Source organism: Streptomyces sp. NPDC057963, from assembly GCF_042887155.1.
Lineage (GTDB): Bacteria > Actinomycetota > Actinomycetes > Streptomycetales > Streptomycetaceae > Streptomyces.
The window spans coordinates 192,274-206,790 of sequence record NZ_JBHVPX010000009.1 but is presented as its reverse complement, the minus strand read 5'-3'; the positions used below and the strand labels follow the sequence as shown (position 1 = coordinate 206,790).

The following is a 14,517-nucleotide window of genomic DNA, read 5'->3' as shown; positions in this document are numbered from 1 at the left end:
TCCCCGCGCAGCACGGCACGGCAGCACCCGCCCGTACAACCGGCACTCTCCGGAGGACACTCGTGCACCTCATCAGAAACAGGAGCAGAACCCGGCTCCGCGTCCGCAAGTCCCTCGCGCTGTTCACCGGCGGCCTGCTCGCCGTGGCCGGCCTCACCCTGGGCGCCTCGCCCGGAGCCGCCGCGGAGGGGCCGTCCTCGCCGGCCGCCTCCGACGCGGCGGCCGAGGAGTTCCAGCAGGTCACCCTGGCCAAGGGCGTGGCCGAGACCGGTGAGCCGATGACGCTGGCAGTGCTCCCCGACCGCAGCGTCCTGCACACCGCGCGCGGCGGCGAGCTGTGGCTCACCGACAGCGGCGGCGACACCACGCTCTCCGGGGTCCTCCCCGTCTACTCGCACGACGAGGAGGGCCTCCAGGGCGTCGGCGTCGACCCGGACTTCAGTGAAAACCGGGCGATCTACCTCTACTACGCGCCCCCGCTGGACACCCCGTCCGGAGACGCCCCCGAGAACGGCACCGCCGCCGACTTCGCCAAGTTCGACGGAGTGAACCGGCTCTCGCGCTTCGTCCTCAAGGAGGACGGCACCCTCGACACCGCCAGCGAGAAGAAGATCCTCGACATCCCGACCTCGCGCGGCATGTGCTGCCACGTCGGCGGCGACATCGACTTCGACGCACAGGGCAATCTGTACCTGTCGACCGGTGACGACTCCAACCCGTTCGCCTCCGACGGCTACACCCCGATCGACGAACGCCCCGACCGCAACCCCGCGTTCGACGCCCGCCGCACCTCCGGGAACACCAACGACCTGCGCGGTAAGATCCTCCGCATCAAGGTCGCCGACGACGGCACGTACACCGTCCCCGAAGGAAACCTCTTCGCCCCGGGCACGGACAAGACCCGCCCCGAGATCTACGCGATGGGCTTCCGCAACCCGTTCCGCTTCACCGTCGACAAGCCCACCGGCATCGTGTACGTCGGCGACTACGGGCCCGACGCCGGTGCGGCCGACCCCAAGCGCGGACCGGGCGGGCAGGTCGAATTCGCCCGCGTCACCAAGGCGGGCAACTTCGGCTGGCCGTTCTGCACAGGCAAGAACGACCCGTTCGTCGACTACGACTTCGCGACGAAGACCTCGGGCGCGGCCTTCGACTGCGACGCACCCAAGAACACCTCCCGGTACAACACCGGACTGGTCGACCTGCCTCCGGCCCAGCCCGCCTGGATCCCGTACGACGGCGCGTCCGTGCCCGAGTTCGGCAGCGGTTCCGAGTCCCCGATGGGCGGCCCCGTCTACCGCTACGACGCCGCCCTCGACTCCCCCGTGAAGTTCCCCGAGGCCTACGACGGCAACTTCTTCGCCGGCGAGTTCGGCCGGCGCTGGATCAAGCGCATCGACCAGGACACCGACGGCACGGTCAAGTCCATCAACGCCTTCCCGTGGTCGGGAACCCAGGTGATGGACATGGCGTTCGGCCCCGACGGCGCGCTGTACGTCCTGGACTACGGCACCGGCTACTTCGGCGGCGACCAGAACTCGGCGCTCTACCGCATCGAGAACGCCACCGGCGGGCGCTCACCGATCGCCGAGGCCACCGCCGACAAGACCTCCGGCACCGCACCGCTCAGGGTCTCCTTCTCCTCGGCCGGGACCACCGACGGCGACGGTGACGCACTCACCTACAGCTGGGACTTCGGTGACGGCGGCACATCGACCGCCGCCGATCCCACCCACACGTACAAGAAGAACGGCACGTACACCGCCACCGTCACCGCCAAGGACCCCACCGGCCGCACCGGCTCGGCGAACGTCCATGTGACGGTCGGCAACACGGCCCCCACGGTGAAGCTGGAACTCCCCGGTGACGGGCAGCTGTTCTCGTTCGGCGACGAGATCCCGTTCAAGGTGACCGTCACCGATCCCGAGGACGGCACCATCGACTGCTCCAAGGTCGAGGTCCGGTTCATCCTCGGCCACGACAGCCACGGCCACCCCATCACCACGGCCAACGGCTGCACCGGCACCATCAAGACGGAGATGGACGGCGGACACGACCCCAACGCCAACATCTTCGGCGTCATCGACGCCTCCTACACCGACGGCGGGGGCGGCGGCCAGGCCGCACTCTCCGGCCACGACCAGGCCGAACTGCAGCCGCGCCACCGCCAGGCCGAGCACTACGGCAACTCCTACGGCGTCGCCCCCCAGAACAAGGCGACCGCCCACGGCGGCAAGACGGTCGGCGACATCCACAACGACGACTGGATCTCCTTCAAGCCGTACATCCTCGCCGGCTCCACCAAGCTGACCGCGCGGATCTCCTCCGGCGGTGCGGGGGGCTTCCTCGAAGTACGGACAGGTTCGGCGACCGGCAAGATCCTCGGCTCCGCACCCGTACCGGTGACCGGTGCCTGGGACAACTTCCAGGACATCGACGTCCCGCTGCGCGGCGTCCCGAAGAAGTCCACCGAACTCTTCCTGGTGTTCAAGGGGGGAGCCGGAGCGCTCTACGACATCGACGACTTCGAGCTCTCCAGCAGCGCCCCCGACCGGACCGCCAAGCGGATCCTGGTCTTCTCGAAGACCGCCGGCTACCGCCACGACGCGATTCCCGACGGCATCGCCGCACTGAAGGAACTCGGCAAGGACAGCAACATCACCGTCGACTCCACGGAGGCGGCCGGCCAGTTCACGACCAGCAACCTGGCCCGCTACGACGCCGTCGTCTTCCTCTCGACGACCGGCGATGTGCTCAACGCCGACCAGCAGAAGGCATTCGAGAACTACGTGGCCACCGGCGGCGGCTACATGGGTGTCCATGCGGCGGCGGACACCGAGTACGACTGGGCCTTCTACGGCGGACTCGTCGGGGCGTACTTCTCCTCGCACCCCGCCATCCAGCCCGCCACCGTCCGGGTCGAGGACCACAAGCATCCGGCCACCGCAGACCTCGGCGACGAGTGGAACCGCACCGACGAGTGGTACAACTACCGCACGAATCCCCGAGGTCAGGCGAAGGTCCTCGCCACACTCGACGAGACGACCTACACCGGCGGCACCATGAAGGGCGACCACCCCATCACCTGGTGCCAGACCTACCAGGGCGGCCGTTCCTTCTACACCGGCCTCGGCCACACCAAGGAGTCCTACGCCGAACCGGACTTCCGCAAGCTGCTCCTCGGCGGCATGCGGTACGCGGCCGGCCAGGTGAAGGCCGACTGCAAGCCCGGCACCGGCTACCGGTCCCTCTTCAACGGCAGGACACTCGAAGGCTGGAAGCAGGCGGGCCCCGGAAAGTTCGACGTCGTCGACGGTGAACTCCGCTCCCAGGGCGGCATGGGCCTGCTCACCTACCAGGCCAAGGAGCTGGGCTCCTACTCGCTCAAGCTCGACTGGAAGATGCAGGGCGACGACAACTCCGGTGTCTTCGTCGGCTTCCCGGAGTCCGACGACCCCTGGTCGGCGGTGAACAACGGCTACGAGGTCCAGATCGACGCCACCGACGCGCCCGACCGCACCACGGGTTCGATCTACACCTTCAAGGCGGCGAACATCAAGGCCCGTGACCAGGTGCTGCGGCCGCCCGGCCAGTGGAACAGCTACGAGATCAAGGTCCTGGGCGAACGTCTCCAGGTCTTCCTCAACGGAGTGAAGATCAACGACTTCACCAACACGGATCCGGTACGCAGCCTGAAGAGCGGCTACATCGGCATCCAGAACCACGGTGCCGACGACCATGTGTCCTTCCGCAACATCCAGCTGAAGGAACTGCCCTCGCCGTAGGGCGCTTTGGCCGGCCGACGGCGGGCGGGGAAGGAACATCGTCCCGCCCGCCGCCCCCACCCGATCCCGTCCCCTCCTCGCGCAGCGCCACCCGCACTGCCCAGCCAGCACCGCCAGCCAGGGAGGCAGCCCGTGTCAGCAACCGCCGTCCGTACCGGAGTCTGGTTCATCGGAGCACGCGGCTCCGTCGCCACCACCGCCACGGCGGGGTGCGCGGCGGTCGCGGCGGGGCTCCACCCGGCGGCAGGCATGGTCACCGAGACCCCGCCGTTCGCCGGCAGCGGGCTGCCCACCGTCACGTCACTGGTCTTCGGCGGGCACGACACCGTCGGCTGCCCCCTGCCCAAACGGGCCGAGGCCCTGACCGCCGGGGGAGTGCTGCCGCACGGGCTGCCCGCAGCCGTGCGCGCCGAACTCGCCGCCGCCGACGCGGAGATACGGCCCGGCGGCCCACTGCCCGGCGACACCCGCCCGGACGAGGAACTCATCGCGGCCTTCGCCGCCGACCTCGTGGACTTCGGGCACCGCAACAGCCTGGCCAGGACGGTCGTCGTCAACGTCGCCTCCACGGAGCCCCTCCCGGCCCCCGGTGAACGGCGGCTGCCCGCGAGCTCGCTCTATGCCGCGGCAGCCCTGCGGGCCGGCTGCCCGTACATCAACTTCACCCCCTCCACCGGGCTGCGCACCCCCGCCCTCCAGGACGCCGTCGCGGGCTGCGGACTTCCTCACGCGGGCCGCGACGGCAAGACCGGCCAGACGCTGCTCCGCTCCGTACTCGCCCCGATGTTCGTGCAACGCGCCCTGCCCGTGCGGGCCTGGTCGGGCACCAACCTCCTGGGCGGCGGGGACGGAGCGGCCCTGGCCGACCCGGGCGCTGCCGCGGCCAAGAACGCGGGCAAGGAACGCGTCCTCGCCGACACGTTGGGAACAGCACCCGAGGGCGAGGTCCACATCGACGACGTGCCGGCCCTCGGCGACTGGAAGACGGCCTGGGACCACATCGCGTTCGACGGCTTCCTCGGGGCCCGCATGGTGCTCCAGACGACGTGGCAGGGCTGCGACTCCGCGCTGGCCGCACCCCTGGTGCTGGACCTGGCGAGGCTGGTCGCCCGCGCTCACGAGAAGGGGCTGAGCGGCCCCCTGCCCCAGCTCGGTTTCTACTTCAAGGACCCGGACGGGGGTCCGGCCGCGCTCTTCGAGCAGTACGGGGAACTGCTGGCCTTCGCCGACACGCTGCGGGGGGAGAAGTGACGGTACGGGCCTGGGCCGAACTGCTGCGGGTGTCGGCGCTGTTCACCGTCCCCGGCGACGCACTCGCCGGTGCGGCGGCGACGGGCCGGCGCCCCGACCGGGGCACCGCGCTCGCCGTCGGCGCCTCGCTCTGCCTGTACGAGGCGGGCATGGCACTCAACGACTGGGCCGACCGCGACGAGGACGCCGTCGACCGCCCGCACCGCCCGATCCCCTCGGGACGGATCGCGCCGGGCGCCGCCCTCGCGGCGGCGGGCGCGCTGACGGCCGCGGGCCTGGGCCTCGCCGCGCGGGCCGGCGGCCCCGCTCTCGCGGTCGCCACGGGGCTGGCGGCGACGGTCTGGGCGTACGACCTCCGTCTCAAACACACCCCGGCAGGGCCCGCAGCGATGGCGGCGGCACGAGGACTGGACCTGCTTCTCGGGGCCACGGCCACGGGGGCCGCGAAGACGACGACGCGCCGGGGTCCGGGCACGTCCCCCGGCCCGGGTCTCGCTTCGGGGCCGAGGCAGGGGCAGGGGCCGGGTCCGGGGGCGGCTTCGGCTTCGGCCGCAGGCCCGGGTCCGGGCGCCGCCGAGGCGGTGCGCGGCCGCGTTCGCGGGGCCCTCCCGGCCGCCGGCCTGCTCGGCGCGCACACCTACGCCGTCACCGCCGTCTCCCGGCACGAGGCGCAGGGCGGATCCACCGCCGCCCCTCTCGCCGCGCTCGCGGCCGTCACCGCACTGGGCGCCGCGACCCTGCGCGGGCGGTGCGGCCGCGGTCCCGAGGGTCCGGCCCCGGCCGCGGCCCCGCCCGCGGAACGCGGCGGGGCGGCGGAGGCACTCCGCTCGCACCCCACCCGGGCAACCCCGGCCTCCACCACCCCGCGCCTCCTCCTCACCGCGCTCACCGGCACCTACGTCCGTACCGCCGCCGGACCCCTCGTCCACGCCGCCCTCAACCCGTCCCCGCCGCTCACCCAGCGCGCGGTCGGCGGCGGCATCAGGGCGATGATCCCGCTCCAGGCAGCCCTGGCCACCCGCGCCGGAGCGGCCGGATCCGGGCTTGCCGTCATGGCACTCGCCCCGCTCGCCCGCACCCTCGCCCGGAAGGTGAGCCCCACATGACGATCCGCCTCGGCTACGGCACCAACGGACTCACCGACCTGCGCCTGGACGACGCCCTCGGACTCCTCGCCGACCTCGGCTACGACGGGGTCGGCCTGACCCTCGACCACATGCACCTGGACCCGCTCGCCCCGGACCTCTACGCCCGCACCCGCCGGGTGGCGTCCAGGCTCCGGGAGCTGGGCCTCGACGTCACCGTCGAGACCGGTGCCCGCTACATCCTCGACCCCCGCCGCAAGCACGGGCCGTCCCTCCTGGACCCGGACCCCGAGGCCCGCGCCGCCCGTACCCGGCTGCTCGTCCGGGCCGTTGGCATCGCCGCCGACCTCGGCGCCCACGCCGTGCACTGCTTCAGCGGCACCACCCCGCCGGACACCACTCCCGACGCCGCCTGGCAACGGCTCGCCGACTCCCTCGCCCCCGTCCTGGACGCCGCCGACCGCTCCGGCATCCCCCTGGCCATCGAACCCGAGCCCGGCCACCTCCTCGCCGACCTCGCCGGCTTCCACCACCTGCGGGTCCTCAGCGGCGATCCACCACCGCTCGGACTCACCCTCGACATCGGCCACTGCCAGTGCCTGGAGCCCGCCCCGCCCGCCGACTGCGTCCGCGACGCCGCCCCCTGGCTGCGGCACGTCCAGATCGAGGACATGCGCCGGGGCGTCCACGAACACCTCCCGTTCGGCGACGGCGAGATCGACTTCCCGCCCGTACTCGAAGCGCTCGACGCGCTCGCGGACACCGGCTACCGCGGCCTCACCGTGGTCGAGCTGCCCCGTCACTCCCACGCCGGCCCCGAACTCGCCCGCACCTCCCTGGAGTTCCTCCGCAAGCACAGCCCGTCGAGCCGCTGAAACCGCGAAGGGAGCAACGACACCATGCCGACGACCCCGGCGAACGCCCCACTGCTGACCCGCAGGGAACTCGACGCCCAACTCGGCGGAGCCGCGCGCGCCTGGCTCGACGAGGCCCTGGCCGAGGCCGAACACGCCGCCACCCACGAGGACACCGAACAGCGGCCCGGCAGCCTGTACGCCGTACCGCCGTGGGAGCTGCGGTACGCCGCCGCCGGCCGGTACTGCGGACTCGACAACGCCGACTCCGTACGCGCCCTGCTGCTCGTCGGGGCCCGCGCCGCACTGCCCGCCCTGACCCGGCTCTACGAGCAGGGCACGGCCGCCGAACGACGCGCGGTCCTGCTCACCCTGCACCGGCTGGACGTCGGCCCCGCCGCCCTCCCGCTCGTCGAGGACGCCCTGCGCACCAACGACACCCGGCTGGTCGCGGCAGCCGTCGGCCCGTACGCGGCCACTCATCTCGATGCGCACAACTGGCGTCACGCCGTTCTCAAATGCCTGTTCACCGGGGTCCCCGTCGAAGCCGTCGCCCAACTGGCGCGGCGCTCGCGCGGCGACGCGGAACTCGCCCGCATGCTCGGCGACTTCGCGGCCGAACGCATCGCCGCGGGCCGCGGCCTCCCCGCCGGTCTCACCCGCGTCCTCGACCTCACCACCCCCGGCCCTGCCGCCCCCACGGAGGAGTCCTGATGCGCATCTTCGACCCCCACATCCACATGACCTCCCGCACCACGGACGACTACCGGGCGATGTACGACGCGGGCGTCCGCGCGCTCGTGGAACCCTCCTTCTGGCTCGGCCAGCCCCGCACCTCGCCCGCCAGCTTCTTCGACTACTTCGACGCCCTGCTCGGCTGGGAGCCCTTCCGCGCAGCCCAGTACGGCATCGCCCACCACTGCACGCTCGCCCTCAACCCCAAAGAGGCGAACGACGCCCGCTGCACCCCCGTCCTGGACGCCCTGCCCCGCTATCTCGTCAAGGACTCCGTCGTCGCCGTCGGCGAGATCGGCTACGACTCCATGACCCCGGCCGAGGACACCGCCCTGGCCGCGCAGCTCCAGCTCGCCGCCGACCACGGCCTGCCGGCCCTCGTGCACACCCCGCACCGCGACAAGCTCGCCGGTCTGCACCGCACCCTCGACGTCATCCGCGAATCCCACCTCCCCCCGGAGCGGGTCCTGCTCGACCACCTCAACGAGACGACCGTGAAGGACGCCAGGGACAGCGGCTGCTGGGCCGGCTTCTCCATCTACCCGGACACCAAGATGGACGAGGACCGCATGATCGCGATCCTCAAGACCCACGGCACCGAGAAGATCCTGGTCAACTCGGCCGCCGACTGGGGCAGGAGCGACCCCCTCAAGACCCGCAAGGTGGGCGACGCGATGCTCGCTGCCGGGTTCGGCGAGGACGACGTCGACCGGGTGCTCTGGCGCAACCCCGTCGCCTTCTACGGACAGAGCGGCCGGCTCCAGCTCGACACCGCCGCGCCAGAACCACTCCACGAGGGCAACTCCATCCTGCGCGGCGGGGAGTGAGGCGATGCGCTTCCGCCACCCCGACGGCTCCACCGTCCACCTGTCGTACTGCACCAACGTCCACCCGGCCGAGACGCTCGACGGGGTCCGCGCCCAACTGCGCGACCACTGCGAACCGGTCCGCAGACGGCTCGGCCGCGACCGTCTCGGAATCGGCCTCTGGCTGGCCGGGGACGCCGCCCGCAGCCTGATCAACGACCCGTCCCGGCTGCGCTCCCTGCGCGCCGAACTGGACCGCCGGGGCCTGGAGGTCGTCACCCTCAACGGCTTCCCGTACGAGGGCTTCGGTGCCGACGAGGTCAAGTACCGGGTGTACAAGCCGGACTGGACGGACCCCGAACGGCTCGCCCACACCACCGACCTCGCCCGGCTCCTGGCCGGCCTGCTCCCGGACGACGTCACCGAAGGAACCATCTCCACCCTCCCGATCGCCTGGCGCACCCCCTTCGACTCCGACGCCGAAGCCGCCGCACTCGCACACACGGCGCTCACCACCCTGGCGGAACGCCTCGACGCGCTGGCCGAGCTCACCGGCAAGTCCATCCGCATCGGCCTCGAACCCGAACCGGGATGCACGATCGAGACCACCGCCGATGCCATCGGACCCCTCACGGCCGTCGGACACCCGCGCATCGGCATCTGCATCGACACCTGCCATCTGGCAACCTCCTTCGAAGACCCCGGCACCGCCGTCGACGCGCTCGACGCAGCGGGCATCCAGGTCGCCAAGGCACAGCTCTCCGCCGCACTGCACGCCGAACACCCCCACCTCCCCGAGGTACGGGCCGCGCTCGCCGCCTTCGCCGAGCCCCGCTTCCTCCACCAGACCCGCACCGGCACCGCGGCCGGGCTGCGCGGCACCGACGACCTCGACGAGGCGGTCACCGGCCGGGCCCTGCCCGACGGCGCCCCGTGGCGCGCCCACTTCCACGTTCCCCTCCACGCACCACCGGCCCCACCGCTCACCTCGACCCTCGCCGTACTCCGGTCCGCGCTGACCCGGCTGGTGGGCGGCGCGCACCCCCTCACCCGGCACCTGGAGGTCGAGACGTACACCTGGCAGGCACTGCCGGCCGCACTGCGCCCGCGCAGCCGCACCCAGCTCGCCGACGGCATCGCCGCCGAACTGACCCTCGCCCGCGACCTCCTGGTCGACCTCGGCCTCAAGGAGCTGCCGTGACCGCGGCCGAGCAGACCACGGAACCCACCCCTCTCCTCGTCATCGACGTCGTCGGCCTGACCCCCCGGCTCCTCGACCACATGCCCCACCTCAAGGCCCTGGGGCAGTCCGGCACCCGCGCCCCCCTCGGCACCGTGCTCCCCGCCGTCACCTGCGCCGCCCAGTCCACCTTCCTCACCGGCACCACCCCCGCCGAGCACGGCATCGTCGCCAACGGCTGGTACTTCCGCGAACTGGGCGACATCCTGCTCTGGCGCCAGCACAACGGACTGGTCGCCGGAGACAAACTCTGGGACGCCGCCCGCCGCGCCCACCCCGGCTACACCGTCGCCAACATCTGCTGGTGGTACGCGATGGGCGCCGACACCGACATCACCGTCACCCCGCGCCCCGTCTACTACGCCGACGGCCGCAAGGAACCCGACTGCTACACCCGGCCGCCCGCCCTGCACGACGAACTCACCGAGAAATTCGGCACGTTCCCCCTCTTCCACTTCTGGGGCCCCGGCGCCGACCTCGTCTCCTCGCAGTGGATCATCGACGCGACCCGGCACATCCTCGACACCCGCCACCCCGACCTGGCCCTGTGCTACCTCCCGCACCTCGACTACGACCTCCAGCGCTACGGCCCCGACGACCCGCGCTCCCACCGGGCCGCGGCCGAACTCGACCGGGCCGTGGCGCCCCTCCTGGACGACGCCCGACGCGAGGGCCGCACCGTCGTCGCCCTCTCCGAATACGGCATCACCCGCGTCGACCGGCCCGTCGACATCAACCGGGCGCTGCGCCGCGCCGGCCTCCTGGAGGTCCACACCCAGGACGGCATGGAGTACCTCGACCCGATGGCCTCCCGCGCCTTCGCCGTCGCCGACCACCAGCTGGCCCACATCTACGTACGCCGCCCCGAGGACCTCGAAGCGACCCGCGCGGCCCTCCAGGACCTCCCGGGCATCGAGCAGCTCCTCGACGACGAGGGCAAGAAGGCCCACGGCCTGGACCACCCCCGCTCCGGCGAGCTGGTCGCCGTGGCGGACCCGGATTCCTGGTTCACGTACTACTACTGGCTCGACGACGCCCGCGCGCCCGACTTCGCGCAGCTCGTCGAGATCCACCGCAAACCCGGCTACGACCCCGTCGAACTCTTCCTGGACCCCCAGGACCCGTACGTCCGGGTCAAGGCGGCCACGGCGGTCGCCCGCAAGAAACTCGGCATGCGCTACCGCATGGCGGTCGTACCGCTGGACCCGTCACCTGTCCGCGGCAGCCACGGCCGCCTCCCCCCGAGCGACGAAGAGGGTCCGCTCATCCTGTGCTCCACCCCCCACGCGTTCACCGGCCCCGTCCGGGCCACCGAAGTGAAGTCCCTGCTCCTCGGGCTTGCCGGACTGCACTGACACCATCGCACCCCAGAAGGAGTCCCACCATGAGCCGCCGCACCCCCGTCGACGCCGAACTCGCCCACAAGCTCAGCCGGCGCTCCATGCTCGGCGTCGCCGCCGGAGCCACGGCCGCCGCGCTCCTCGGCGCCGCCGCTCCGAACGCCACCGCCCGGAGCAAGCCCCACGGCGACCCGCTGCTGCCGCCGGGCCGCCTGGGAATCCAGCTCTACACCCTCCGCGACAAGGTATCGACGCTCGGTTTCGACAAGGTCTTCGCCGAACTGGAGGCCTATGGCTACGACGAGGTCGAATACGCCGGCTACACCCAGGGCTCGGCCGGCGCCCTCACCCTCGCCCAGCTCAAGCAGCTCACCCGCGACCACGGGCTCAAGGGCATCGGCAGCCACGTCGGCTACTACGACGACAACAACGCGAACGCCTACACCTTCGCGCAGAACCTCACCAAGGTCCTCGACGACGCCCAGGCCCTCAGCCTCAAGCACATAGGCACCGCCTCCGGACCGTTCCGCTACGGATCGACCGTCGACGCGTGGAAGCGCGCCGCCGCGGACTTCAACACCTACGGCGCCGCGGCCAGGAAGCGCGGGATGAAGTTCTACCAGCACAACCACGCCGATGAGTTCTCCTTCGCCACCGACCGGCCGGACGTCCGCCTCTACGACGTGCTGCTCGCCGAGACCGACCCCGACCTGGTCTTCCTGGAGATGGACATCTACTGGGCGTACGTCGGCCAGTTCCGGTTCGGCAAGCGGGCGGACGGCACGCCCGACACGTTCGACCCGCTGCACTACGTACTGAAGCAGCCCGATCGCTACCCGCTCTTCCACGTCAAGGACGGCGAGCACGACGCCGCGGCCCGCGACGGCTACCGCATGGTGGACGTCGGGGACGGCGACATCGACTACAAGAGTTTCCTCAGCGCCGTCACGAGGACCCACGGCGGACGCCGCGACCACCACTGGCAGGTCGAGCACGACCAGCCCGTCGTCGACTCCTTCACCACGGCCCGCCGCTCGGCCGCCTACCTCCACACCCTGCGCCGCAAGGGCTGCTGACCGGCCCGCGTGGCACCGCAAGGGCTGCTGACCGGCCCCGTGCGACGGCTCTCCCCGCAGGGGGCGGGGAGAGCCGCGGCCGTCCGAACCCTGCGCCGCCCGGTCAGACGGCTTCCCGGCTGACCGGCCGCGGATTCGGGGCGATGTCCCGCGTCCGCGGCCGCCCCGGCTGCCTCAGCAGCAGGGCGATGCAGGCCGCCACCATGGAGATCCCGCCGGCGAGTGAGTAGGCGCCGTCGTACCCCCAGGAGTCGACCACCATGGAGCCGAGACCACCGCCGAACAGGCCGCTGATCAACTTCCCGCTGTACACGAGGCCGTAGTTGGTCGCGTTGTAGTTCTCCCCGAAATAGTCCGGGGTCAGTGTGGCGAACAACGGGTAGAAGGCGCCGCCGCCGAAGCCGGAGAGGAAGGCGAAGAACAGGAACAGCCAATCGCTGCGTACGGTGCCGGCCCAGATCACACCGAACTGGGCGAGACCCAGCACGACGATGACGAACACCAGGGTCGGCTTGCGGCCCCACAGGTCCGACAGCCAGCCGACGACAGCACGGCCGACACCGTTGACGACGGACATGATGCCCATGGAGGAGGCCGCGACCAGCGGGCCGAAACCCACCTCCTTGGCGAAGTCCACCTGGAACGAGATGCCGAAGACGGACACACCCGCGGTTAGTACGACGGTGAGCCACATCATCCACCGCACCGGGAACGTTGGTGACACTCCGGTACGCCGTGCGGCCCAGAATGTCGCCGACCCGCGGGTTCACCGGGTGGATCTCCCCGGAGAATCCGCCGTCGACGAGATTGCGCATCACCGAATTGCCGATCTTCCCCTGCTCGTCGGAGGCCCCGATCACGGCGACGGACCGCGGCTCCATCAGCCTGCGCATCGAGACGAGGATCTCCTCGCGGCCGTAGGAGCGCCGCACCCGGACGGCCTCCGCCGCCAGCAGGACGCGGATGTCGGCCGCGACCGCGCCCTCCGGCGACGCGATGACCGGATTGAGGTCGACCTCCGCGATCTCCGGGAAGTCGGTGACCAGCCGGGAGACCCGCCGGATCTGCTCGGCCAGCGCCCACCGGTCCACCGGCGGCGCGCCGCGCACCCCGCGCAGGATCTCCGCCGCGCCGATCGAGTCGAGCATCGACCGCGCCTCGTGGGCGGTGACCGGCGCCAGGCGGAAGGTGATGTCCTTGAGCACCTCCACCAGCACACCGCCGAGCCCGAAGGCGACGACCTTCCCGAACGCCGGGTCGGTCACCGCCCCGATGATGACCTCCTGCCCCGGCGGGACCAGCTGCTGCACCTGCACACCGTCGATCCGGGCGCCGGGCGCCGGGCGCGTGCGCCCGCACGTTCGCGATGATCCGGTGGAACGCGGCCCGTACCTCCGAGGCGCCCTCCACACCGTCCAGCCTTCCGTCCGGGCCGAGTTGGGGAGCGACGTGCAGCGACTGCAGGCTGGTGCCGGGACCGACTTCCAGCACCCGCTCACCTGGCCTGGGCCGCAGCACGGCGTCCAGGCGGTTCGCGGTCAGATACGGCAACGTCGGGTCCAGCAGCTTGTGTTGGGCGTACGGGTAAGGGGCCTTGTCGCCGAACCACAGGGCGCCGGCGGCGACGGCACCGGCGGCGAGCGCCCAGCGGACGGCGGGCTTGGCCAGGACGGTGAGGGACATGGATCTTTCCTTGGGTGAGGATGGTGGCGTGCGGGAAGGAGGCGGGGTCGGGAGCGAGGGTCAGGCTGTCTGGCGGGCACACCCTCGTACCGCCAGCACGACGCACACCACTGCCAGTGGCAGTTCCGCGCCGAGCGCCATCGCTATCGCCGAGACCTGATCCGCGCCCGGTGCCGCGGTCATCGTGTCGAACCAGGCGTCGACCACCAGCAGCGTCGCGGTGGCGGTGGCCGTCAGGGCGTGCAGGTGGTGGCCGCGCATGGCCAGCAGCCCCGTGGCGATCAGTCCCAGCGCCTCCAAGGCGTCCAGGCCGATCCAGGCGGTGCACCAGTTCGAGGCGATGGCGGTCCCCGGCAGCCCGTTGGCCAGCACGACCAGCCACGGCAGCAGGGCCAGCCCGCAGCCGACCAGGACGTGTTCCAGGCGGTACCGGCGGCGGATGCGAGGACCGGTCGAGCCGCGGGCCTCGTCCTGAAGCCGGCAGACGCTCAGCGTGCTCATCGGATCGTTCTCCTCGCGTTCCTGGCGTTCCTTCACGGCCTCAAGCCTCGTCCGCCCGGCGCTCATGGTCAGTAACGCGAATGTCCGTTGTGGGGGTGGCACTAGCTACACCCCGAGGCGGATGTTCTTGCCATGGCCCGCCCCCGGCCCGGACACCTACC

Annotated in this window: 10 protein-coding genes and 2 pseudogenes; 9 read left to right on the top strand and 3 right to left on the bottom strand. The window is 71.7% G+C overall.

Annotation, left to right across the window (positions count from 1 at the left end):
• Positions 1-62: 62 nt before the first annotated feature.
• From ACFVT1_RS22460 to ACFVT1_RS22420, 9 genes are all read left to right on the top strand, one after another.
• A complete protein-coding gene (locus ACFVT1_RS22460; protein WP_389798144.1) occupies positions 63-3,785 on the top strand; it encodes a ThuA domain-containing protein in 3,723 nt (1,240 codons plus the stop codon).
• A gap of 132 nt (positions 3,786-3,917) precedes the next feature.
• On the top strand, positions 3,918-5,036 hold the full coding sequence (locus tag ACFVT1_RS22455; protein WP_389798141.1) for an inositol-3-phosphate synthase: 1,119 nt from the start codon (positions 3,918-3,920) through the stop codon (positions 5,034-5,036).
• Positions 5,033-6,142: an SCO3242 family prenyltransferase gene (locus ACFVT1_RS22450; RefSeq protein ID WP_389798139.1), complete on the top strand. Its 1,110-nt coding sequence runs from the start codon at positions 5,033-5,035 to the stop codon at positions 6,140-6,142. Before ACFVT1_RS22455 ends, ACFVT1_RS22450 begins: the two co-directional genes overlap by 4 nt.
• The gene (locus tag ACFVT1_RS22445) at positions 6,139-6,996 is read left to right on the top strand and encodes a sugar phosphate isomerase/epimerase family protein (RefSeq protein WP_389798137.1); all 858 of its coding nucleotides are present in this window, start codon (positions 6,139-6,141) and stop codon (positions 6,994-6,996) included. Before ACFVT1_RS22450 ends, ACFVT1_RS22445 begins: the two co-directional genes overlap by 4 nt.
• 24 nt (positions 6,997-7,020) lie before the next feature.
• Positions 7,021-7,689, top strand: a complete 669-nt coding sequence (locus ACFVT1_RS22440) for an EboA domain-containing protein (protein ID WP_389798135.1) — start codon at positions 7,021-7,023, stop codon at positions 7,687-7,689.
• On the top strand, positions 7,689-8,537 hold the full coding sequence (locus ACFVT1_RS22435; protein ID WP_389798132.1) for a TatD family hydrolase: 849 nt from the start codon (positions 7,689-7,691) through the stop codon (positions 8,535-8,537). Before ACFVT1_RS22440 ends, ACFVT1_RS22435 begins: the two co-directional genes overlap by 1 nt.
• A gap of 4 nt (positions 8,538-8,541) precedes the next feature.
• Positions 8,542-9,717, top strand: coding sequence for a metabolite traffic protein EboE (gene eboE, locus ACFVT1_RS22430; protein WP_389798130.1), 1,176 nt, complete (start codon positions 8,542-8,544; stop codon positions 9,715-9,717).
• Entirely contained in the window at positions 9,714-11,111 is a 1,398-nt protein-coding gene (locus tag ACFVT1_RS22425) for an alkaline phosphatase family protein (RefSeq protein WP_389798128.1), read from the top strand. Before eboE ends, ACFVT1_RS22425 begins: the two co-directional genes overlap by 4 nt.
• Before the next feature lie 29 nt (positions 11,112-11,140).
• Entirely contained in the window at positions 11,141-12,172 is a 1,032-nt protein-coding gene (locus ACFVT1_RS22420; protein ID WP_389798127.1) for a sugar phosphate isomerase/epimerase family protein, read from the top strand.
• A gap of 103 nt (positions 12,173-12,275) precedes the next feature.
• On the opposite strand, the pseudogene ACFVT1_RS22415 reads toward ACFVT1_RS22420, so the two are convergent.
• The 3 genes and pseudogenes from ACFVT1_RS22415 to ACFVT1_RS22405 form a co-directional block, all read right to left on the bottom strand.
• Positions 12,276-12,911, bottom strand: a pseudogene (locus tag ACFVT1_RS22415) (MFS transporter); the annotation flags it as partial.
• Positions 12,868-13,597 (bottom strand): annotated as a pseudogene (locus tag ACFVT1_RS22410) (acetate--CoA ligase family protein); the annotation flags it as partial. The pseudogenes ACFVT1_RS22415 and ACFVT1_RS22410, both read right to left, overlap by 44 nt.
• A gap of 318 nt (positions 13,598-13,915) precedes the next feature.
• The gene (locus tag ACFVT1_RS22405) at positions 13,916-14,392 is read right to left on the bottom strand and encodes a hypothetical protein (RefSeq protein WP_389798124.1); all 477 of its coding nucleotides are present in this window, start codon (positions 14,390-14,392) and stop codon (positions 13,916-13,918) included.
• Positions 14,393-14,517: the final 125 nt, after the last annotated feature.

What these genes read in the sequence shown, in the direction of transcription:
- ACFVT1_RS22445 (WP_389798137.1), top strand. Translation starts at nt 6,139, where the DNA reads ATGACGATCCGCCTCGGCTACGGCACCAACGGACTCACCGACCTGCGC.
- ACFVT1_RS22440 (WP_389798135.1), top strand. Translation starts at nt 7,021, where the DNA reads ATGCCGACGACCCCGGCGAACGCCCCACTGCTGACCCGCAGGGAACTC.
- ACFVT1_RS22435 (WP_389798132.1), top strand. Translation starts at nt 7,689, where the DNA reads ATGCGCATCTTCGACCCCCACATCCACATGACCTCCCGCACCACGGAC.
- eboE (WP_389798130.1), top strand. Translation starts at nt 8,542, where the DNA reads ATGCGCTTCCGCCACCCCGACGGCTCCACCGTCCACCTGTCGTACTGC.
- ACFVT1_RS22420 (WP_389798127.1), top strand. Translation starts at nt 11,141, where the DNA reads ATGAGCCGCCGCACCCCCGTCGACGCCGAACTCGCCCACAAGCTCAGC.